Source organism: Streptomyces sp. NPDC006551, from assembly GCF_040611675.1.
Taxonomy (GTDB): domain Bacteria; phylum Actinomycetota; class Actinomycetes; order Streptomycetales; family Streptomycetaceae; genus Streptomyces.
On sequence record NZ_JBEXOT010000005.1, the window covers coordinates 159,486 to 182,213 of the forward strand.

At 71.8% G+C, this 22,728-nt stretch carries 15 protein-coding genes; 10 read left to right on the forward strand and 5 right to left on the reverse strand.

Annotated elements, in window-relative coordinates:
• Nucleotides 1-2: 2 nt before the first annotated feature.
• The 5 genes from ABZY12_RS08235 to ABZY12_RS08255 form a co-directional block, all read right to left on the reverse strand.
• The gene (locus ABZY12_RS08235; protein ID WP_356888408.1) at nucleotides 3-845 is read right to left on the reverse strand and encodes an ABC transporter permease; all 843 of its coding nucleotides are present in this window, start codon (nucleotides 843-845) and stop codon (nucleotides 3-5) included.
• Between the two features lie 2 nt (nucleotides 846-847).
• Nucleotides 848-1,618: an ABC transporter permease gene (locus ABZY12_RS08240; RefSeq protein ID WP_356888410.1), complete on the reverse strand. Its 771-nt coding sequence runs from the start codon at nucleotides 1,616-1,618 to the stop codon at nucleotides 848-850.
• Entirely contained in the window at nucleotides 1,615-2,565 is a 951-nt protein-coding gene (locus tag ABZY12_RS08245; RefSeq protein WP_356888412.1) for an ABC transporter ATP-binding protein, read from the reverse strand. Before ABZY12_RS08245 ends, ABZY12_RS08240 begins: the two co-directional genes overlap by 4 nt.
• A gap of 85 nt (nucleotides 2,566-2,650) precedes the next feature.
• The gene (locus ABZY12_RS08250) at nucleotides 2,651-3,721 is read right to left on the reverse strand and encodes a sigma-70 family RNA polymerase sigma factor (protein WP_356888414.1); all 1,071 of its coding nucleotides are present in this window, start codon (nucleotides 3,719-3,721) and stop codon (nucleotides 2,651-2,653) included.
• A 100-nt stretch (nucleotides 3,722-3,821) separates the two neighbouring features.
• Nucleotides 3,822-4,895 carry a lytic transglycosylase domain-containing protein gene (locus ABZY12_RS08255; protein ID WP_356888416.1) on the reverse strand — a complete coding sequence of 358 codons (1,074 nt, stop codon included), beginning with the start codon at nucleotides 4,893-4,895 and terminating at the stop codon, nucleotides 3,822-3,824.
• Between the two features lie 546 nt (nucleotides 4,896-5,441).
• Between ABZY12_RS08255 and ABZY12_RS08260 the strand changes: the two genes are divergently transcribed.
• The 10 genes from ABZY12_RS08260 (at nucleotide 5,442) to ABZY12_RS08305 (ending at nucleotide 22,721) form a co-directional block, all read left to right on the forward strand.
• On the forward strand, nucleotides 5,442-6,479 hold the full coding sequence (locus tag ABZY12_RS08260; RefSeq protein WP_356888418.1) for a helix-turn-helix transcriptional regulator: 1,038 nt from the start codon (nucleotides 5,442-5,444) through the stop codon (nucleotides 6,477-6,479).
• 120 nt (nucleotides 6,480-6,599) lie between these two features.
• Entirely contained in the window at nucleotides 6,600-6,929 is a 330-nt protein-coding gene (locus ABZY12_RS08265; RefSeq protein ID WP_356888420.1) for a hypothetical protein, read from the forward strand.
• Between the two features lie 198 nt (nucleotides 6,930-7,127).
• A complete protein-coding gene (locus ABZY12_RS08270) occupies nucleotides 7,128-8,978 on the forward strand; it encodes an amino acid adenylation domain-containing protein (RefSeq protein WP_356888422.1) in 1,851 nt (616 codons plus the stop codon).
• An 11-nt stretch (nucleotides 8,979-8,989) separates the two neighbouring features.
• Nucleotides 8,990-9,931 carry a chlorinating enzyme gene (locus ABZY12_RS08275; RefSeq protein ID WP_356888424.1) on the forward strand — a complete coding sequence of 314 codons (942 nt, stop codon included), beginning with the start codon at nucleotides 8,990-8,992 and terminating at the stop codon, nucleotides 9,929-9,931.
• Nucleotide 9,932: 1 nt separating this feature from the next.
• Complete coding sequence (locus ABZY12_RS08280; protein WP_356888426.1) at nucleotides 9,933-11,102, forward strand: alpha/beta hydrolase; 1,170 nt, start codon at nucleotides 9,933-9,935, stop codon at nucleotides 11,100-11,102.
• Nucleotides 11,099-11,857: an SDR family oxidoreductase gene (locus ABZY12_RS08285; protein WP_356888428.1), complete on the forward strand. Its 759-nt coding sequence runs from the start codon at nucleotides 11,099-11,101 to the stop codon at nucleotides 11,855-11,857. Before ABZY12_RS08280 ends, ABZY12_RS08285 begins: the two co-directional genes overlap by 4 nt.
• A gap of 28 nt (nucleotides 11,858-11,885) precedes the next feature.
• Nucleotides 11,886-12,965: a thioesterase domain-containing protein gene (locus tag ABZY12_RS08290; protein WP_356888430.1), complete on the forward strand. Its 1,080-nt coding sequence runs from the start codon at nucleotides 11,886-11,888 to the stop codon at nucleotides 12,963-12,965.
• 5 nt (nucleotides 12,966-12,970) lie between these two features.
• Nucleotides 12,971-13,195: an MbtH family protein gene (locus tag ABZY12_RS08295; protein ID WP_356888432.1), complete on the forward strand. Its 225-nt coding sequence runs from the start codon at nucleotides 12,971-12,973 to the stop codon at nucleotides 13,193-13,195.
• Nucleotides 13,192-21,465, forward strand: coding sequence for an amino acid adenylation domain-containing protein (locus ABZY12_RS08300; RefSeq protein WP_356888434.1), 8,274 nt, complete (start codon nucleotides 13,192-13,194; stop codon nucleotides 21,463-21,465). Before ABZY12_RS08295 ends, ABZY12_RS08300 begins: the two co-directional genes overlap by 4 nt.
• Complete coding sequence (locus tag ABZY12_RS08305) at nucleotides 21,462-22,721, forward strand: MFS transporter (RefSeq protein WP_356888436.1); 1,260 nt, start codon at nucleotides 21,462-21,464, stop codon at nucleotides 22,719-22,721. Before ABZY12_RS08300 ends, ABZY12_RS08305 begins: the two co-directional genes overlap by 4 nt.
• Nucleotides 22,722-22,728: the final 7 nt, after the last annotated feature.

A 22,728-nucleotide genomic window follows, 5' to 3' on the forward strand; every position in this document is an offset into this window, starting at 1 on the left:
CCTTACCCCGCTATCCGTACGGTCGTGTTCGCGCCCCAGATCGCCAGGCTGAGGAAGAAGTCGAGGATGTTGATGGCGACGATGGACGTACGGACCCCCCGGCCGACCGCGACACCGACTCCGGCGGGGCCGCCGCTCGCGTGGTAGCCGTAGTAGCAGTGGACCAGGATGATCACGACGGCGAAGACGATCACCTTGCCGAAGGACCACAGCACGTCGACGGGTGGCAGGTACTGCTGGAAGTAGTGGTCGTAGGTGCCGGCGGACTGCCCGTAGTAGCCGGTGGTGATGGTCCGGGCGGCGAAGTAGGAGGAGAGCAGCCCGACCACGTACAGCGGGATCACCGCGACGAACCCGGCGATCATGCGGGTGGTGACCAGGAAGGGCAGCGACGGGACGCCCATCACCTCCAGGGCGTCGGTCTCCTCGCTGATCCGCATCGCGCCGAGCTGGGCGGTGAAGCCCGCGCCGACCGTGGCGGACAGGGCGAGCCCGGCCACCAGCGGGGCGATCTCACGGGTGTTGAAGTAGGCGGACAGGAACGCCACGAAGTTGGACGTGCCGAGCTGGTTGAGCGCGGCGTACCCCTGGAGTCCGACCTCGGTGCCGGTGAAGAAGGAGAGGAAGGCGATGACGCCGACGGTGCCGCCGACGACGGCCAGCGCGCCGCGGCCGAAGCTCACCTCGGCCAGCAGGCGCAGCACCTCCTTCTTGTAGCGGCGCAGGGTGCGGCCGGTCCAGGCGAGGGAGCGGCCGTAGAACGACATCTGGCGGCCGAGCTCCTCGAGGAGCCGCCCGGCGCCGCCGAGTGGACTGAGCCGGTTGAGCCGGTTCGGCAGAGCCATCGCTAACCCCTCTGCGGAACGAGTTGGAAGTAGACCGCCGTCAGCACGAAGTTGGTCACGAAGAGCAACATGAAGGTGATGACCACGGACTGGTTCACGGCGTCGCCGACGCCCTTCGGGCCGCCCTTCGCGGTGAGCCCCTTGTACGAGGCGACGATCGCGGCGATGGCGCCGAAGACCAGCGCCTTCAGTTCGGCCGCCCACAGGTCGGACAGCTGGGCGAGGGTGGTGAAGGAGGCGAGGTACGCGCCGGGTGTGCCGTTCTGCAGGACGACGTTGAAGAAGTAGCCGCCCGCCACCCCGACCACGGAGACCAGGCCGTTGAGCAGGACCGCCACGAGCATCGTGGCCAGCACCCGGGGCACGACGAGACGGTGGATCGGGTCGATCCCGAGCACCTGCATGGCGTCGATCTCCTCGCGGATCTTGCGCGCCCCGAGGTCCGCGCAGATCGCGGTGCCTCCGGCCCCCGCGATGAGCAGGGCCGTGACGATGGGGGACGCCTCCCGAAGGACGGCGAGCACGGAGGCGGCGCCGGCGAACGACTGGGCGCCGAGCTGCCGGGTCAGGCTGCCGATCTGCAGCGCGATGACGGCTCCGAAGGGGATGGAGACCAGGGCCGTGGGCAGGATGGTGACGCTGGCGACGAACCACGCCTGCTGGATGAACTCCCGCACCTGGAAGGGGCGCCGCGGCAGCGTCCGCAGGACGTCCAGGGCCATGGCGAAGAGGCTTCCGGTGTGCCGGAGCGCCCCTGTCGGGGACAGGCTCATGCCTCCGCCACCTCCCGCCTGTCCTCGCGTGCGGCGATCGCCTGCCACCGGGGCGGGCGGGTGACTCCGGGGCTGGGCAGCAGGCGGGGGGTGATGCCCGCTCCGGACGCTCCCTTGCCGCCCTGGGGGCCGCGGCGGTCCCCGGCGTCGAGCTGGGCCAGCTCCTGCTCGACCTGGGCGGCGTCCTTCTCCTCCGCCATGCCGATCGGCCCCTGCATACGGCCGTTGAGGAACTGCCGTACGACCGGCTCGTCGCTGGCGAGCAGCTCTTCGCGAGGGCCGAACATCACCAGCTCGCGCCGGAAGAGCAGCCCGATGTTGTCCGGGACCTGCCGGGCCGAGGCGATGTCGTGGGTGACGATCAGGAAGGTCGCGTCGATCTGCGCGTTCAGATCCACGATGAGCTGATTGAGATAGGCCACGCGGACGGGGTCGAGCCCCGAGTCGGGCTCGTCGAACAGGATGATCTCCGGATCGAGCACCAGCGCCCGCGCGAGACCGGCCCGCTTGCGCATGCCCCCGGATATCTCGCCCGGCAGCTTCTCCTCGGCTCCGATCAGACCGACCATGTCCATCTTCTCGAGGACGATCCGCCGGACCTCGCTCTCGGGCTTACGGGTGTGCTCGCGCAGGGGGAAGGCGATGTTGTCGTACAGGTTCATCGACCCGAACAGGGCGCCGTCCTGGAACAGCACGCCGAAGAGCTTGCGCACCTCGTAGAGGTCGCGTTCGCGCAGCCGCGTGATGTCCTGGCCCGCGATCGTGATCGATCCCCGGTCCGGCTTCAGCAGGCCGACGAGCGTCTTGAGGAACACCGACTTGCCCGTGCCCGAGGGGCCGAGCATGACGGACACCTCGCCGGCGGGCAGCGTCAGCGAGACGTCCTGCCAGATGACCTGGTGGCCGAAGGATTTGGTCAACCCTTCCACACAGATCTCGACACCCATCCGGTTCACCCTTCAGCGGGGAGCAGCTCCGACATCTGCTCTACGGGGAAGGGCGGCGCGTCCGTCGCGGAAAGGCGAAGATTTTTTACGGGGCGGAAACCGGGCCGTTGCCCGACAGGCGGGCGGGGACGTCCGGCAGGGCGTCCGGTACGGGCACGTCGGACACGTCGGGCGTCTCGACCGCGGGCACTTCGGGCACTTCGGGCACCGGAACCTCGGGTACGGACACCTCGGGCACCTCGGGCACCTCGGGCGCCGGAACCGCCGGGACAGCCGGTACGGGCAGGTCGGGGACGGGCACCCGCGGCACCGGCACCTCGGTGACGAACACCTCCGGCAGCACCGAGGAGAGGCCGGACGGCGATGCCTTCGTGCCCGACGGTGACGGACGGGCGGGCGAGGGGGGCGCGGACGGGTCGGCCGCGCCGGCGGGGCCGGCCGGACCGTCCGTGGCCTTCGCCCTTCCCGTCTCCGCCGGGTCCACCGCCGCCGACGCGCCCTGCGGAGGGCGGCCCGAGCGGTCCGGCTCGTACTCGTACGTGAAGGGCAGGGTCAGCCCCACCACGGCGAGCGTCGCCGCCGTGGAGGTCGCGACCGCCATCTGGGCGTTCCCGCCCGTCTGCGTCCGGCCGCGCCCGCACAGCCACAGGGCCAGCGCCAGCGTGCCCGCCAGCGAGTTGCGCAGCGTGCGCCGGGCCCTCGCCAGCAGCGACTCGACCGCCTCGTAGCTGAGCCCCATCTCCTGGGCGACCTGACCGACATCCCGGTCCTGGGCCTTCAGCCGGAGCGCCTCGGCCTGGCGGGCGGGCAGCTCCTGGCTCCGGAACGCCAGCCACTTCGCCTCCGCGCGGTCGCACACCGCCTCGTCGACGGGGACCGGGCCGGGCGCGACGAGCCTCGGGATCCGTCGCACCTCGGCCTCGCGGTTGACCTGCCGGTACCGGTCGACGCACAGGCGCATGGTCACCGTCGTCAGCCACGCGCCCAGCCGCGGGTCGTCGAGGTCCAGGTGCGGGTTCTCCGCGGCGCGCAGCATCGCCTCCTGGACGGCGTCCTCGGCGTCCTCGGTGCTCAAGGATCTCCGGCGCGCCACTTTGAGCAGTTGCTCGCGATGGCTCCACAGGTGCTGCCACCCGAAATGTAGGTCCGTCGCCATGAGGGCCCCTTCACGCTCACACCGGACTGCAGGGCGGCGGTGACATTACCGCCCGGTATCCGGAGTTGTGGAGGGGTGGAGCCGGAGTGAGTCCGCACCGTTACGGGGTGAGTGGTCCGGTCGTCGGAAGGACGGGGTCGTCCGGTAGTCCGATACCCGTGCCGGGGGTCGTGACCGCAGGTGGGGGCGTGAACGAGGGGGTGGGCGAGGGCTCGGGTGACCGGGTGGGCGTGGGCGCGGGCGTGGGCTTGGACGCGGCCGAAGGGGCGGGTGCGACGGAGGGCGAGGTACCGGTGCGCGGACGCGGGCTGCGCGGCCGGGCGGGCGGGGCGCTGGAGGGGGCCGCCCCCGCCGGGCCCGCGTCGCTGCCTCCGCTCAGGCCGTCCCCGTACAGACCGCCCCAGCCGGATCCGTCCGGGATGTGGCCGTTCAGGAAGTACGCGAACCAGGACCGGACGACGCGGAGGTACTCCCGCGACCGGTTGTAGGAGAGGACGGCGCGGTCGAGATCGTCCGGATCGGAGAGGACGCGTCCGCCCGCGCACAGATAGCGGCCGGCCGCGAGGGCCGCGTCGTAGACGTTGTGGGGGTCGGCGCTGCCGTCGCCGTTCCCGTCGGAGCCCCACCGGGCCCAGGTGGAGGGGATGAACTGCATGGGGCCGACCGCCCGGTCGTACGCGGTGTCGCCGTCGTACGCGCCGTCGTCGGTGTCGTGGATGGTCGCGAACCCGTTGCCGTCGAGCCGCGGGCCGCGGATGGGCGCGTAGGTCGTACCGCTCCGGTCCACCCTGCCGCCCCGCGCCTGAGCGGACTCCACCTGGCCGATCGCGGCGAGCAGTTGCCAGCGCAGGGCACAGCTCGGGGTGCTCCGCGCGACGGCCGCCTCCGCCTTCCGGTACGCGTCGAGGACGATGGCGGGAACGGCACCGTCCTCCGTCCCGTCGGTGACGGCCGGGGCGGGACGCCGAGGCGGAAGGGTCCCGCCGCGCACCGACAGCGGGGGCAGTGCGGTGTAGTAGTACGCATCGCCCGGAAGGGAGACGTCCGGCTGTCCGGTGACCTCCTGTGCCACGGGGCTCGGTGGCTGCGAGGCGGTCAGCATCGCCACGGCCACCGCCGCGGCCGCCGTCCCCGTCACACCCCTGCGTATCCGTCCTGCGACCCGTCTCGCCATGTCCCGGACCCCTCCCGGCTCCCACCGCCGCGCCGAGGACCGGCGCGGCATCCGTCACCCGCTCTACGGGGAGACGGCGCGCGTCCGTCGCGGAGTACCGCTTGTTTTTCGCTCATCTCGGCGGACCGGTCGCGGCATCGGTCGGGCGAGAGCCCGGCTCCCGTCGGCGCGATGATCTACGGCGTAGGAGGCGTCCTCGGTGGGAGAGACCCGGCCGCACGCAAAGAGGCGGTCGAAGAGGCCGTCGACGAAGCTCTCGGGGACATGGACACGGCCCCGCGCTGATCAGGGAAGTCACGCGGTTCCGGCGCGTATGCCGTTCCAAGACCAGTTTGTTCGTCCTTCATCATTCCGCCCGGGTTTCCCAGGTCCCGGCGGTTTAAAACCACGATTCGGCGTGGTCCCCTTTTCCGCTCTCGTCCTGTAACGTCAAGCACCCGAAAGGGTGCCCTGAATCCGTACCGGAATCGACCGTCCGGCGCTGAATGCTAAGGGGCGAACAAAGGATTCGGCCGAGTATCGATCCGTTGGGTGAGGATGGGGTACATGGGGGGCTTCGCCGACCCGTGCCGCGGAACGCGCGGGGACACGGATTTCTCGTCGCTCGCGGCGTTGATCGGACAGGACGAGATCTGCGTCGACGTCTACCGCCTGGTGATCACCGAGCCGGGCTGGGGGCTCGCGGAGATCGCCAAGGAGCTGGAAGTCGAAGAAGCCGCGGTCCGGGAGTGCCTGGACCGGCTGGCGGAGCTCTCGATGCTCTACCCGACGAAGGACGCGACCGATGTCGCCCCGATCAGTCCCGAAGTCGGTCTCGCCGCATACATTCACCGGCGGGAAACCGACATTCACTCCCAGCAACTGGAGTTGGCGGCGGTACGCGCGGCCACCGCCGAACTCACCGCGATGTACGCCTCGCAGCGCGCCCGGCACGGCAACGTCGGCCTCGAACAGCTCGAAGGCGTCAACGAGGTGCGGGCCCGGCTGTCCGAACTCGCCCGGCACGCCGGATCCGAGATCCTCGCCTTCATGCCCGGCGGCGCGCAGAGCCCCGAGGCGCTGGAGGCCAGCCGCCCGCTCGACGAGCAGAGCCTGTCCGCCGGAGTGAAGCTGCGGACCATCTATCTCGACAGCGTGCGCAACTGCCGGGCCACCACCGAGTACGCCCGCTGGCTCTCCGAACTCGGCGGCGAGATACGCACGATGCCGTCGCTGCCGCTGCGCATGCTGATCGCCGACCGGTCGGTCGCGCTGCTGCCGGTCAGCCCCGACGACACCCGCGCCGGAGCGGTGATCCTGCGCGCCCCCGGCGTGGTGACCGCGCTGCTGGCGCTGTTCGAGATGGTCTGGGAGCGGGCCACCCCGCTGCACGGCGAGTCCCGGCCGGCCGTCGACGCGCCCTCCGAGCAGGAGATCGAGCTGCTCCGGCTGTTGCAGAACGGGCACACCGACGAGGTGGCCGCCAGGAAGCTGGGGCTCTCGCTGCGTACCGCCCGCCGGATGATGTCGGCCATCTCGGCCCGGCTCGGCGCACGCAGCCGGTTCGAGACCGGTGTGCTCGCCGAGCGGGCCGGCTGGCTCTGACGCTCGTCGCACGGTCCTTCCAAGGGCTCGCCGAATACCGGCGGGCCCTTTGCTGCCATGGCATCAAGCTGCCCTGACCGTGGGGACGAACCGCGGGAAACGGCTGGGATTCTCTCTGCCATGTACGCCATCCATCTCGATGTCCCGCCCGATGAATTCGGGGTCGCGCGGATCGATCCCGATGATCTGGCCAGTGTGGTCCCCCAGGTCTCCAGCTGCCAGGTGGAGCACGTCTATCTGCCCAAGCCGCCCGAGACCGACCGGCGTTCGGTGGTCTTCGTCTCCGCCGCCTCCGCGCCCGAGGCCGGCACGAGCGTCCTCGCGGCCGTCCAGTTCCTGCTGCGGCCCCCGGCCGAGCGGGTACGGGTCGAGCTGAGGGTGCCCCAGGAGGGCCGGGACCTCGGGCTCTGCCACGGGATCGTGTGCGTCGTCGACGCCGGGGCGCCCTGACGCTGGCCACTTGCAGCCACTGCACCTTGGTGCCAGGAGATTCCCTTGAAGGGCCCCTGAGGCGGCTGACACATTCGGTGAAGGCGGACGGCGGAAGGTGCCGCCGAGAGCGCCACGAATTCCGAGAATCATGAGAATCCCGCGAATACCGCGAATTCCGAAACCTCCTGCTCCATGACTGGGAAAGGCTCCACGTCTATGAATCCTGGTGCGATTTCCAGCGAATCGCTCGATGATTCGCTCACCCTGCACGAGAACTTCGAGCGGATCGCCGCGCGATTCCCGGAATCCGTGGCCGTCACCGATGGCCGGACCCGGCTGACGTACGGCGAGCTCGACGCCCGCGCCGAGCGGGTGGCCCGTGCGCTGCGGGCGGCCGGTGCCGGCCGGGACCGGAGGGTCGGGCTCTGCGTGGAGCGCGGAACCGACCTCGTCGTCGGTCTGCTCGGCATCCTCAAGTCCGGTGCCGGATACGTTCCGGTCGACCCCGCCTACCCGGCCGACCGCCGTGACTTCGTCCTCGCCGCGTGTGACGCCGGTGTCGTCGTCGCGAGCGGCGCCACGGCCGGTCTGGTGACCGGACAGGGCGTCGTCCTCGTGGACGCACTGCCCGAAGGCGACGGTGACGACACCGGGATCCCGGACGGCCACCAGGCCGCGGAGCCGTCGAGCCTCGCGTACACGATCTTCACCTCGGGCTCCACCGGCGAGCCCAAGGGCGTCATGATCGAGCACCGCAACGCGGTCCGGCTCTTCACCGCCACCGCGCCGGTCTTCGGCTTCGACGAGAACGACGTCTGGACCGCCTTCCACTCCGCCGCCTTCGACTTCTCCGTCTGGGAGATCTGGGGCGCGCTGCTGCACGGCGGCCGCCTCGTCGTCGTCGACCACGACACCGCCCGCGACCCGCGGGCCTTCCACGCCCTGCTGCGCCGCGAGCGGGTGACGGTCCTCAACCAGACGCCGTCGGCCTTCCGCAACCTCATCAGCGCGGACCTCGACGCCCACGCCGCCGACCAGGCCACCGCGGCGCTCAGCCTCCGGTACGTCATCTTCGGCGGCGAGAAGCTGGACTGCCGCGCCCTGACGCCGTGGACCGACCGGCACGGCCTCGACACGCCCGCGCTGATCAACATGTACGGCATCACCGAGACCACCGTGCACGTCACGTGGAAGCGGATCGCCGCCGCCGACCTGGCCGACGAGGGCCCCAGCCCGATCGGCGAGCCCATCGCCGACCTGCGCCTCGACATCCTCGACGAGCGGGGGCGCTCCCTGCCGCTCGGCGAGGAGGGCGTCATCCACGTCGCCGGCGCCGGTGTCGCCCGCGGCTATCTGAACCACCCCGAGCTCACCGCCGAACGGTTCGTCGAGCGCACCGACGCCGAGGGCACCACCCTGCGCTGGTACGACTCCGGCGACCGCGGCGTCCAGACCGCCCCCGGCACGTTCGCCTACACCGGCCGCGCCGACCGCCAGCTGAAGGTCCGCGGCTACCGCGTCGAGCCCGGTGAGATCGAGGCCGTCCTCAGCCGGCACCCCGCCGTCCGGGACGCCGTCGTCATCGCCGCCGACTTCGGCGAGGGCGACCCGCGCCTGGTCGCGTACCCCGTGACCACGGCGGCGCCGGAGCAGCTGGTCGCCGAGCTCAAGGACGCGGTCGCCGCCGCGCTTCCCGCCTACATGGCGCCCTCGGCCTACCTCCCGCTCGACGAACTCCCGGTCACCGTGAACGGGAAGCTCGACGAGGGCGTGCTGCGCAAGCGGCTGGAGCTGAAGCTCGCCGAGACGTCGAAGGGCGAGGCCGAAGGGGGCTCCGTCGAGGAAAGCCTGCGCGCGATCTGGTCGGAGGTGCTCGGCACCGACGGCATCAAGGACACCGACGAGTTCTTCGACCTCGGCGGCACGTCGTTCTCCCTGATCCACATGCTCAGCGTCGTCAACGACCGATTCGGTCTCAGCCTCAGCGTCGGCACGCTCGCCGAAGGCGCGAACATCGCCGCCCTCGCCGCCGCCGTCAAGAACCAGCTCGCCCTCACCTCCCGCTAGGAGCGCAGCACATGACCACGGAAGCCCAGCAGACACAGCAGTCGTTCGCCCTCTCCGAGGAAGAGCTCGCCACCTTCCACCGGCAGGGATTCATCGGCCCCTTCACGCTCTACCAGCCCGACGAGATGCGTGAGATCTGGCGCAAGACCCGGCTGCAGATGCTCGACCGCAGCCACGCCGTCTACCCGGACGACGAGCTGTCCGGCGCCACCAACATCTCCAACTACGACCGCCACCTCGACAACGACTTCCTCGCAGCCCACGTCGGCAAGCGGGAGATCGTCGACCGGGTCGCCTCCATCCTCGGCCCGGACGTCATCTGCTGGCGTACGGAGTTCTTCCCCAAGCACCCCGGCGACGAGGGCACCGACTGGCACCAGGCGGACACCTTCGCCAACGCCTCCGGCACCCCGCAGATCCTCTGGCCGGACAACGCCGAGTTCGGCGGCACGATCACCGTCTGGTCCGCCTTCACCGAGGCGAAGGTGGAGAACGGCTGCCTGCAGTTCATCCCCGGTACGCACCAGCAGATGAACTACGACGAGACCAAGCGGATGCACTACGACCCGAACTCGATCAACGGGGTCGACAAGGACGGCGTCCGCCGCGGCTTCTTCGGCTACGACTACCGCCAGCTGCAGGTCGACCCGGACTGGAAGCCCGACGAGGACTCCGCCGTCTCGCAGATCATGGAGCCGGGCCAGTTCATCATCTTCTGGTCCACGCTGATGCACGCCTCCCACCCGCACGACGGCCTGACCAACGAGATGCGGATGGGCTTCGCCTCCCGCTACGTCCCCTCCTCGGTCTCCGTCTACCCCGGCAGCGACCACATCGAGGAGTACGGCGGCCGCATCAGCCTGGAGCGCTACGGCAGCGTCCTGGTCAACGGCGCCAACAACAACCCGTCCAACCGCATGGTCACCGAGACCACGCGCGGGAAAAAGTTCTGAGATGACCACGAAGACCCTGAGCGTGGTCGATGTGCTGGAGCTCTGCCAGCCCCTGCTGGGATCGGCCCGCGAGACGCTGCGGGTGTTCCCGGCGCACGACCGGGACGGCGCGGGCTTCGCCCCCGAGGACGTCGAACGGTGCAACGAGGTCCTGGCCGGCATCGGCGCCGCGTACGGCCTGACGGTGCCCCGGTTCGTCTGGCCGGCCCCGGAGAGGCCCTCCAGCCTGGAAGTGGCGCTCAGCAACTTCTGCGACCTGGAACTGGGCGGCTGGCAGCCGGTCGCCGACCGCTCGGGGGACCCGGCCGGCGGGGCGGCGGGCCTCGCCGGGCTCGCCGCCCTCCCCGGCCGCCGCCGGATCGAGGCCGAGGGCGTGCCCGCCTTCGACTCCTTCTCGGCGGGACCGGCCGGTGGAGAGGCGATCGTCCTGATCCTGCCGTCCGGGGTGCCGGCCACGCTGTTCCGGCCCTGGCTGGAGGAGCTGTCGGCGGACCGGCTCGTCATCACCTACGAGAACCCCTATCTGTTCGGTGAGTGGCGCTCCCTCGACACCCCGGAGGGGGACTTCGCCGAGGAGATCGACCTGGTCGGCGCGCTTCTCGCCGAGTACGGCCCGACCCGGGCGCATCTGATCGGCATCTGCGGCGGCGCCCCCGTGGCGCTCGCCGCGGCCGCCGAGTTCGGCGACCGGGTGGAGACGCTGACCGTGCTCCACCCGGACCTGAACTTCGGCGAGGGGGTCATGCGCACCCCGTTCCAGAAGCAGTTCCAGAGCGTGCTCGCCGGGGCCGCGTCCGGCCCCCGCCGGGCCCGGGACACGCTGACCCTCTTCCTCGACCCGAACATGCTGTACGGCGTCGAACCGCGGCTCGCCCCGTTCATCCTCTACCCGTACGGCGACGAGGAACTGTTCCACCGGTACGCCAAGCAGAACTACGCGCTCATGGCGTACGACGCGAACGAGGCGGCCCGCCGCCTCCGGCAGCGGGTGCTCATCGCCACCAGCCGTACGGACCGGATGACCCACCCCGAGACGGCGCACCACTTCGGCGGGCTCGTGTCGGGCGAGGTGACCGTCGCGGAACGGGAGTCCGGCACCCATCACGACATCCTGATCCCCGACCAGGAGATCTACGCGATGCTCCGGAAGTTCATCGGCGGTGGCGCGTGAGCGCGGAAGCGACCACGCGCCCGGACACGGCGGAGCGCGTCGCGGTGGTCACCCACGCGACGCGCTACGCCGGGCCCGGCTCCGTCGAGGCCCTGCGCAAGGCCGGCTACACCGTGCTCTGCCACGACGAGACCTTCCTCGACGAGGCCGCGCGGGCCGCGTTCGAGGACGGCCGGGACGGCGCGGTGGCCTGCGCCGCCAGGACCGCGACCGGCGCGGTGGGGCAGGCCGTCAAGGGGTACGGCCGGCTCGACCTGGTCGTCAGCAACGACGTCTACCCGGCCCGCTACCTGCCGGTGGAGCAGGCCGACCCGGCGGAGCTGCGGCGCGCGGCGGAGGCCCTGCTCGTCACCCCGGCGGCGGTCCTCGCCAAGGCCGCCGCGCACATGAAGCGCCGGGGGAGCGGTCACATCGTGCTGATGACCTCCGCGGCCCCGGTCCGGCCCGAGCCCGGCTTCTCGGCCTACAGCTCGCTGCGCGCCGGCGCCTCCGCGTACGCGCGGGCCGCGGCCCGCGAACTCGCCCCGCACGGCGTCACCGTGCACGCCGTCGCCCCCAACTTCCTCCAGAGCGAGACCTATTACCCGCCGGAGCTGTGGGAGACGGACGAGGGCCGGGCCCGGCTCCGGGACCTCCTGCCGGCCGGCCGGCTCGGCACGGCCGAGGAGATCGGCGACCTGGTCGTCTTCCTCGGCAGCGGTTCCGCCGACTTCCTCACCGGCGACGTCATCCACTTCACGGGCGGCTGGTCCTAGACCCTCCCGCCAGAAAGAGAGTTCCGCTGTGAGTACTCGGCCGATAGCGCCCGAGGAGTGCGAGGTCACGCCGGGGCAGAGCCTGGTGGAGCAGGCCCTCGTCGAGATCTGGAAGACCACGCTCGACCGGCCCTCGGTCGGTCTCGACGACGACTTCTTCACCACCGGGGGCGACTCTCTGCTGGCCCTGGTCACGATCGAGCAGATCAACCAGCGCCTTGGCTGGTCCCTCAACATGGGCGACCTGCTGCGCTACCGGACCGTCCGCGCCCTGAGCGCCAACAAGGCGCTCTCGCAGGCCGCGAACACCGAGCGCGCGATCATCCGCCTGAGCAACCAGGGCTCCCGCACCCCGCTCGTCCTCATCCACCCCGGCCTGGGACTGGTCGACGGCTACGCCCGGATCGTGCGGGCGCTCGGCAGCGACCGCGGCTGCTTCGGACTCCAGTCGCCGCACATCAGCGCCCTGGACGTGCCGGACGAGATGACCGCGCTCGCCGAGACCTACGCGGACCTGCTGGAGGACGAGTTCGGCGAGGACGAGTTCCACCTGGCCGGCGCCTGCGCCGGCGGCGTCATCGCGTACGAGATCGCGCGGATCGCCGAGGAGCGCGGCCTCGGCGTGCGCAAGCTCGTCATCCTCGACGGCTACCTCGACGGCTCGGTGACCGGCGAGGACGACACGCCGGAGGGGGAGAGGCTCGTCGGGTACCGGGACGACGTCCTGCGGATGGTCGCCCCGCACGTGGACCACCCGCCGCTGGCGCCGGCCGACGCCACCCGCGAGGAGGTCTTCCTGGAGGTGTCGACCGCGCTCTTCGGCGCCGAGACCGCCGCGAAGGACGGCGGCACACAGTTCATGGAGCGGCTCTACCAGGCGTTCCTGACCACCTCCCGCGCCCTGGAGACCTACCGCCCGGAGCCGGCCGAGCTCGACGTGCTGCTGCTGCTCGCCAAGGACAACCCGACGCTGCCCGACTGGCAGAAGATCGTCCGAGGCGAACTCACCGCCGAAGTCATGGACTCCGACGCGTACGGGCTGCGGCTCTGTGTGATCGAAGCGGCGCAGATCGCCGCGCGCATCGACGACTTCGTGGGCGAGGAATGAGCGACATGGACCAGTCAAGCACCAACCCGTTCGAGAACGAGTCGGGCGTCTACCGCGTCCTGACCAACGCCCTGGGCGAGCACTCCCTCTGGCCGGACTTCGGCGCCGTGCCCGACGGCTGGGAGACCGCCTTCGGACCGGACGTACGCGCGGCCTGCCTCGGGTACGTCGAGGAGCACTGGACGGCGCTCGCCCCCGCCGGGTCCCAGGGACGGGACGGCCGGTCATGACGGCGCAGACGGAGAACGCGGTGGACGTCGGCGCCTGGACGTCCGGTCTCGTCGCGCGGTTCGAGGAGCGGGCCGAGCGGGCCCCCGACGCGGTCGCCGTGCGCTGCGGCGAGGTCTCGCTGTCGTACGCCGAGATGAACGAGCGGGCCAACCGGATCGCGCACCGACTGATCGACCGGGGCATCGGCCCCGAGGACGTCGTCGCCGTCGCCCTGCCCTCCTCGCCCGAGCTGGTCGCCGCCCTCCTCGGCACGCTCAAGGCCGGTGCGACGTACCTTCCCCTCGACCCGGGCTATCCGAGCGAGCGCCTCGCCTACATGACGGCCGACGCCCGCCCGCGCGCCCTGATCACGACCGCGGAGGTCGAGCCGGGCCTGGGGCCCGTCGCCCCCTCCACCGCCCTTCTGTACGCCGGTGAGGAGGCCGCCGAGCCCGCCGGGAACCCCGCCGGCCGCTTCACCGACCCCGGCCAGGGCGCGTACACCATCTACACCTCCGGCTCGACGGGCCGCCCCAAGGGCGTGGTCGTCACCCACCGCTCCCTCGCGAACTTCCTCGCCTTCATGTCCGCGCAGCACCGCGTGCACCCCGGCGACGTGGTGCTGTCCACCACCCCGATCTCCTTCGACATCGCGGGCCTGGAGCTGTACCTCCCGCTGGTCAACGGAGCCACGCTCCATCTCGTCCCGCGCGAGACCACCGTCGACGGCGCCGCGCTGCGCCGCCACCTCGCCGAGGCCCGCCCCACCCTGATCCAGGGCACCCCCGCCCTGTGGCAGCTGCTGCGCGAGGCCGACTGGACCCCGGCCGAGGTGCCCGCCGGGACCAGGCTGCTCTGCGGCGGCGAGGCGCTGCCGCAGGACCTGGCCGACTTCCTGGCCGCCGCCGGCCACGCCGAGGTGTGGAACCTCTACGGCCCCACCGAGACGACCATCTGGTCGCTGGTGGCCCCCGTGCGCGCCGGCGAGCCGGTCACCATCGGCGCTCCGATGTGGAACACCGGCGTCCATCTCCTCGACGAGCGCCTCGCGCCCGTCGCGGACGGCGAACCCGGCGAGCTGTACCTCTCCGGCGACGGCCTGGCCCGCGGCTACCACGGCCGGGCCGCGCTCACCGCCGAGCGGTTCGTCGCCTGCCCCTTCGGGCCGCCCGGCGCCCGCATGTACCGCACCGGGGACGTCGTACGCCGCCGTGCCGACGGCACGCTCGACTTCCTCGGCCGCGTCGACGAACAGGTCAAGATCCACGGCTACCGCATCGAGATCGGCGAGATCGAGGAGGCACTGCGCCGCCTGCCGGAGGTCGCCCAGGCCCGGGTCGTCGTCCGCGAGGACACCCCCGGAACCCCCGGCAGCCGCCACCTCGCCGGCTATGTCGTGCCCGCGCCCGGCCACACCCCCGAGCCTGCCGCGCTGCGCGCCGCGCTGACCGCCTGGCTGCCCGCGCACATGGTCCCCGCCGGGATCGCCGTCCTGGACCGCTTCCCGCTGACCCCGGCCGGCAAGGTCGACCGCAAGGCCCTGCCCGCCCTGGAGTTCACGCACTCCACCCCGTACCGCGAGCCCGGCACCGCCCACGAGCGCGCCCTGGCCGACCTCTTCCGCGAGGTGCTGCGGGTCGACCGCGTCGGCGCCGACGACAGCTTCTTCGACCTCGGCGGCAACTCGCTGCTCGCCACCCGGCTCGTCGCCCGCGTCCGCTCCGCACTCTCCGTCGAACTCCCCCTCCGCGCGGTCTTCGAGGACCGCACCCCTGCCGCCCTCGCGCCCCGCCTCGACGCGGGCGCCCCCGCCCGCCCCGCTCCCCGCCCCAGGGAGCGCGGGGAGCGCGTCCCGGTCTCGTACGCCCAGCAGCGGCTGTGGTTCCTGCACCGCCTGGAGGGCCCGAGCACCACCTACAACCTGCCCATCGCCGTCCGCCTGACCGGCGAGCTGGACCTCGACGCGCTGCGGGCGGCCGTCGACCACCTCCTCGTACGTCACGAGAGCCTGCGGACGTACTTCGCCGAGGGCCCGGACGGCGCCGAGCAGATCGTCGTGCCCGCCGCCGAGGCCCGGGTCGACGTCACCCTCCACGACATCGCCGAGGACGACCTGCGCGGCGCGGTCGACCGGGCCGCCGGACACCTCTTCGATCTGGCCGCCGAGATCCCGGTCCGCGTCGACCTGTTCCGTACCGGACCGCACGACCACGTCCTGCTGCTGTGCATCCACCACATCGCCAGCGACGGCTGGTCCCTCGCCCCGCTGGTGAAGGACCTGTGCGACGCCTACACCGCCCACCGCTCCGGCACGGAGCCGCAGGCACCCGCGCTCGGCGTGCAGTACGTGGACTACACCCTGTGGCAGCGCGAGCTGCTCGGTTCCACGGACGACCCGGACTCCACCATGTCCCGCCGCCTCGCCTACTGGCGCGAACGGCTCGCGGGCGCACCCGAACTGCTCGACCTGCCCACCGACCGGCCGCGCCCCGCCCTCGCCACCTTCCGGGGCGACGTCGTCCGCTTCGACGTCGACGCCGGCCTCACCGAGAAGCTGCAGGCCCTCGCCCAGCGGGAGCGGGCCAGCCTCTTCATGGTCCTGCAGGCCGCCGCCGCGACCCTGCTGACCAAGCTCGGCGCGGGCACCGACATCCCGCTCGGCTCCCCGCTCGCCGGCCGCGCCGACAGCGCCCTCGACGAACTCGTCGGCTTCTTCGTCAACACGCTCGTGCTGCGCACCGACACCTCCGGCGACCCCACCTTCACCGAACTCCTCGCCCGCGTCGGAGAGTCCAACCTCGCCGCCTACGAGCACCAGGACCTGCCGTTCGAGTACCTGGTCGAGGTGCTCAACCCGGCCCGCACCACCAGCCACCACCCCCTCTTCCAGGTGATGCTGGTGCTCCAGAACAACATCGAGCCCGAATGGCGGCTCGACGGGCTCACCGCCGTCCACGAGACCGTGCCCACGCACACCTCGAAGTTCGACCTGACGATCGAGCTGACCGAGCGCTTCGGCGCCGACGGCCGGCCGGGCGGCCTGCGCGGCGAGATCGAGTACGCCACCGACCTGTTCGACCGGGAGACCGTCGAACGGTTCGCCGGCTACCTGCTGCGCGTCCTCGACGCCGTCGTCGCCGACCCCACCCGCCGCCTGGAGACCATCGACCTCCTCGACGAGGCCGAGCGCACCGCGCTCCTCGACACCTGGAACGCGACCGCGCTCGACCTGCCCGACGCCACCTTCCCCGCCCTCTTCGAGGCCCAGGTCGCCCGCACCCCCGACGCGCTCGCCCTCGTCCACGAGGACACCGAACTCAGCTACGCCGAACTCGACCGGCGCGCCAACCAGGTCGCCCACTGGCTGATCGCCCGCGGGGTCGGCCGCGACGACGTCGTCGGCCTCTCCCTGCGCCGCTCGCCCGAGCTGCTCGGCTGCCTGCTCGGCATCCTCAAGGCCGGCGGCGTCTACCTGCCGCTCGACCCGGACTATCCGCCCGACCGGCTCGCGTTCATGGTCGAGGACACCCGCCCCAAGGCGCTCCTCACCACCGCCGACGTGCTCGCCAAGCTGCCCGCCGAGGCGCGGGACGTGCTCCGGCTCGACCTCGGCGACCCGGACGCGCGCGCCGAACTGGCCGGCCTGCCCGGCCACGCCCCCACCGACTCCGACCGGCGCGCCCCGCTGCGGCCGGAGGACCTCGCGTACGTCATCTACACCTCCGGCTCCACCGGCCGGCCCAAGGGCGTCGCCGTCACCCACCGCGGCATCCCCAACCTGGCCCGCGGCTACATCGACCGGTTCGGACTCGACGAGAACTCCCGCTTCCTGCAGTTCTCCTCGATCAACTTCGACCCGACGTTCTGCGAGATGTGCTGCACCCTGCTGTCGGGCGCGGCCGTCATCCTCACCTCGCCCGAGGAGCTGCTCTCCCCCGACCGCCAGCGCGCCCTGACCGCCCGCTTCCGGCCGACCCACATCACCTTCTCCCCGACGATCCTCGGCTCCATGGCCGAGGACGCCCTCGCGGACGTGCCCCATCTGATGGTCGCCGGCGAGGCCTGCCCGCCGGGACTCGCCGCGACCTGGTCGCGCGGCCGGACGATGATCAACGCGTACGGTCCCACCGAGGCGACCGTCGACACCCTGTACTGGGAGTGCGGCAGCGCGGGCCCGGAGTTCGAGGCCGACTCGGTGCCCGTGGGCCGCCCGCTGCCCAACACCCGCGTCTACGTCCTGGACGCCGCGCTGCGTCCGGTCGCCCCCGGCGTCACCGGCGAGCTGTACATCGCCGGCCACGGACTGGCGCGCGGCTACCTCAACCGGCCGGGACTCACCTCCGAACGGTTCGTCGCCTGCCCGTACGGCCCGCCCGGCTCGCGGATGTACCGCACTGGCGACCTGGCGAAGTGGCGCACGCTCCCCTCGGGGGAGGGCGTCGTGGACTTCGTCGGCCGCGCCGACGACCAGGTCAAGATCCGCGGCATGCGGATCGAACTCGGCGAGATCGAGGCGGTCCTCGACACCCACGAGGGCGTCGCCCAGTCCGTCGTCGTCGTCCGCGAGGACACCCCCGGCCACCAGCAGCTCATCGGCTACGTCGTCCCGAGGGCCGCCGACGCGGCCGCACGCGACCTCGCCGACGACATCGCGCACGTCGACAAGTGGCAGGAGATCCACGAAGAGGGCTACAGCGAGCAGGAGGACCTGGGCGTCGAACAGGACTTCACCGGCTGGAACAGCAGCTACGACAACCAGCCGATCCCGCTGGAGGAGATGCGCGAATGGCAGGCCGCCACCGTCGCCCGCATCCTCGACCTGAGGCCCCGGAACGTCCTGGAGGTCGGCGTCGGCTCCGGCCTCATCCTGTGGCAGGTCGCCCCGCACGTCGAGACGTACGCGGGCGTCGACTTCTCGCCCTCCCTCATCCAGACGCTCGGCGCCCGGGTGGAGGCCTCCGAGGAGCTGCGCGACCGGATCCTGCTGCGCAGCCTCGCCGCCCACGAGATCGGCGACCTGGCCGGCCGCCGCTTCGACACCGTCGTCATCAACTCGGTCGCCCAGTACTTCCCGAGCGTCCACTATCTGATCGACGTCCTGAGGCAGGCCATGGAGCTCCTGGAGCCCGGCGGCCGGATCTTCCTCGGCGACATCCGCCATCTGCGGCTCCTGCACCCCTTCCTCACCGCGACCGCCCTGCACGGCGGCGCCCACGCGGACGAGCCGGTCACGGCCGTGCGGGACCTGATCGCCCACACCGTGGAGCTGGAGAGCGAACTCCTCCTCGACCCCGCGTTCTTCAGCCGTATCGGCGAGGAGATCGCGGACGTGGCGGGCGTCGACATCCAGCTCAAGCGCGGCCACCACCGCAACGAACTGACCGACTTCCGCTACGAGGTCGTCCTGCACAAGCGGGGCGCCGCGCCGCTCTCCGTACGGGACGCGGCCGAGGTCGTCTGGCAGGACGCCACCGGCCTGGACGCCGTCCGCGAGCACCTCGCCGCCACCCGTCCCGCGACGCTCCGCGTCACCGGCATCCCCAACCACCGGGTCGCCGCCGAGGTCGAGGCCGCGCATCTGATCCGTACGGAATCGGCCGCCCGCCTGCGGGACCTCGCCCTCGACATCCGCGAGCGCCCCGGCATCGACCCAGAGGCGGTGCACGCGCTGGCCGAGGAGCTCGGCTACCGCGCCGCGCTGACCTGGACCGACGCCTCGGAGGGCGACCGCTTCGACGCGGTCCTGCTCGACGCGGCGGCCGAACAGCCGCTGCTCACCGACCTGTTCGTCCACAAGGCGGCCCCCGGCCAGTCCCTGTACGAGCACGGCAACGACCCGCGGGCCGAGGACCACGGCCGGAAGCTGGCGGTGGAGGTCCGCCGCCAGGCGGCCAGGCAGCTGCCCGAGCACATGGTGCCCGCGGCCGTGGTCCTGCTCGACAAGCTGCCGCTCACCCCCAACGGCAAGCTCGACACCCGCAGGCTGCCGGCCCCGGACTTCACCGCCCGGGCCGTCCGACCGCCGCGCACCGAGCGGGAGATCACCCTCGCCCGGCTCTTCGCCGAGGTGCTCGGCCTCGACACCGTGGGCGTCGACGACCAGTTCTTCGACCTCGGCGGCGACTCCATCCGCTCCATCCAGCTGGTCAGCCGCGCCCGCGCCGAGGGATTCGTGATCACTCCCCGGGACGTGTTCCAGTACCAGACCGTCGAGGCGCTGATCGCCCGCGCCGCCCAGCAGGCCGAGACGACCGACCCGGCGGCCGTGGCGGCCGGCGAGCTGCCGTACTGGCTGAAGACGCTGGAGACGCCCGACCCCTCCTACGGCGAACCGGGCGACGAGCGGGCCGAGGCGCACCGGACACTGACCGGTGACCTCGCCGAGGCGCTGCTGACCGCCCTGCCCCGGATGTTCCACGCGGACCCCGCGCACATCGCGCTCGCCGCGCTCGCCCCGGCCCTCATCGAGTGGCGCGGACGGCGGATCCCCGCGGCCCAGTCCGCGCTCCGCGTCGACCTGGTGACGGCGGCGGTCCCGGACGCGGTCCCGGTCCGGCTCACGCCCGGCCTGGCCCACCTCGACCGCAGCCTGTCGGACCCCCGCGGCCTCGCCCGCGCCCTGAAGCGGGTCAAGGAGCAGGTCCGCTCGCTGCCCGCCGAAGGCCGCGGCTACGCTGAGCTGCGGCGGGGGAGCGCGGAGGTACGCGAGCAACTTGCGGCGTTCGCGTCCTCGCGGGTCTGCTTCCGCTACGACGTCGCGGGGGACCCCGGGCCGTACCCGCTGCTGATCGACGTACGGCCGAGCGACGACGGCGGGGCCGACACCGTCTGGCGGTGGGACACGGCGCTCTTCACCGAGGAGGACGTCGCCGCGCTCGCCGACCGGTGGACCGAGCTGCTGACGGCCCTGGCCGGGCTCACCGCCCACCCCGAACTCGGCGGACTCACCCCCTCCGACGTGAGCCTGCTCCCGCTCAAGCAGTCCACCCTCACCGACCTGGAGCGCACCTACCCGGGCCTGCGGGACGTGCTGCCGCTCGCCCCGCTCCAGCAGGGCCTGCTGCTGCACGCCGGCGCCGCCGATCCGGAGAAGGACGACGACCCCTACCAGGGACAGACCCTCTTCGACCTGGAAGGGCCGCTGGACGCCGACCGGCTGCGGCAGGCCGCGCACGGGCTCCTCATGCGCCACGACAACCTGCGGGCGAGCTTCGCGGTCCGCGGCCTGGAGACCCCCGTCCAGGTGGTGCGGGACTCCGTCGAGGTGCCCTGGCGGGTCCACGACCTGACCGGCCTCACCCCCGCCGAGCAGAGCGCGGCGGCGGACCGGATCGTCGCCGAGGACGCGGCCCTCCGCTTCGACCTGGCGCGGGGCCCGATGCTCCGCTTCTCGCTGCTGCGGTTCTCCGACACCCGGCACCGGCTCCTCGTCGCGGACCACCACATCCTCCTCGACGGCTGGTCCATGCAGGTCGTCTGGCAGGACCTGTTCGACCTGTACGCCGGCCGGGGCGCCGCACTCCCCCCGGTCACCCCTTTCCGGGACTACCTGGCCTGGCTGACGCGGCAGGACCGGGAGGGCGCGGTCGAGGCGTGGCGGGAGTACCTCGCCGGCGTCGAGGGGCCCACCCGGGTGGGACACCCCGGCCTCGCCTCCCACGTCCTGCCCGCCACCACCTCCACCGTCCTGCCCGCGGAGCTCACCCGGGACCTGGAGCGGGCGTGCGCCCGCCTCGGCGTCACCCTGAACACCGCGATGCAGGCCGCCTGGGGCCTCCAGCTCGGCCGGCTCACCGGCAGCACGGACGTCGTGTTCGGCACCACCGTCTCGGAACGGCCGGCCGAGATCGACGGCGTCGAGTCCGTCGTCGGCCTGCTCATCAACACCGTCCCCCTGCGGGTGCGGACGGAGCCCGGCGAGCCGCTCGGCGCTACCCTCGGCCGCGTGCAGTCCGCCCAGCTGGACGTGTTCCCGCACCGCCATCTCGGCCTGACCGACATCCAGCGGCTCGTGGGCGCGGGCGAGCTGTTCGACTCGTACTACGTCTTCCAGAACTACCCCGACCAGACCGATCCGTCCGCCGGCCCCGACGGGCCGCGCGTGACCGAGCGGACCCAGGGCGCCAAGGGCGTCTCCCACTATCCGCTCGGCGTCACGGTCATCCCCGGAGAACGGCTGGAGATCCTCTTCGGCCACCACCCCGATCTGTTCGACCGCCGGCGGATCGACACCCTCAAGGAATCCCTCATCGACATCATCGAAGCGATCGCGGCGGAGGGCAGGGCATGAAGAGCCTCCTGACGCTGGTCCGCGAACTGCCCATCGCCGTACGGATCCTGCTGCTGTGCGCGATGGCGCGCTCGATCAGCTTCTTCGGCATCCTGGCCTATCTGCCGATCTATCTGCACGACGCGCTGGGCATGAACGGCGCCACCATCGGCTACGTCCTCGGTGTCTGCCTCCTCGTCGGCACCCTGGTGAGCGTCTACGGCGGTTATCTCGCCGACCGGTTCGTGAAGGTCCACTTCATGATCGTCCTGGACGTGATCCTCACCGTCCTCTACGCCGCGCTGCCGATGGTCGGCTCCCCGCTCCTGGTCGTCGGCATCCTGCTCGTCGCCAACACCGCCTCCTCGTCGATGAGCGTCACCGCCAACGCGCTCCTCGCCGATCTGCTGCCCTCGGAGAACCGGGCGAAGGTGTTCTCGCTGCGCTACTCGCTGCAGAACATCGGCGCCGCCGTCGGCCCGTTCCTCGGCGTGTGGACGGTGCAGGCCGGGACGGGCGGGCCGTTCCTGCTCGCCGCCGGTGTCATCTTCGCCGCCCTGGTGCCGCTGGTGGTCTTCCGCAAGCTGTTCACGGGGAACGCCGCACCCCAGGACGGGACCGCCGCGGCCGACGACGAGTCGATGAACTTCCGTGAGGTCCTGCGGGTGATGCGGGCCGACCGCCGGCTCGGGCTCTTCACCCTGGGCGGCATCCTCAGCATCGTCGTCTACGGTCCGCTGCTGACCTACATGTCGCAGTACCTGGTCCTGGTCGAGTCCCGCGACACGGCCTACCAACTGGTCGCCTACATCTCGGCAGCCAACGCGATCGTCGTCATCTCCACCCAGTACGTGATCGGCAGCAGGCTGAAGGAGAAGACGCTGCTGCGCTGGCTGACCTGGGGCACCGGCGCGTTCGTGCTCGGCCTGATCGGCATGGCCCTGTCGACGAACGCCTGGATCATCGTCGCCGCGATCGTCGTCTTCACCATCGGCGAGGTGATCGTCGTGCCGGCCGAGTACATGTTCATCGACGCGATCGCCCCGGACCATCTGCGCGGCAGCTACTTCGGCGCCCAGAACCTCGTCCACATCGGTGTGGCGATCGGCCCGATCATCTGCGGCTTCCTGCTGGTGCACGCCTCGCCCGCCGCGATGTTCGCCGCGCTCGTCGCCCTCGTGATCGCCGGCTGGTGGTTCTACGTCCTCGGCTGCCGGGCCACCGTGCCCCGGGCCGCCGCCCCCGTCGGCTCCGAAGCCCAGAAAGTGAACCCGTGAGGTGACC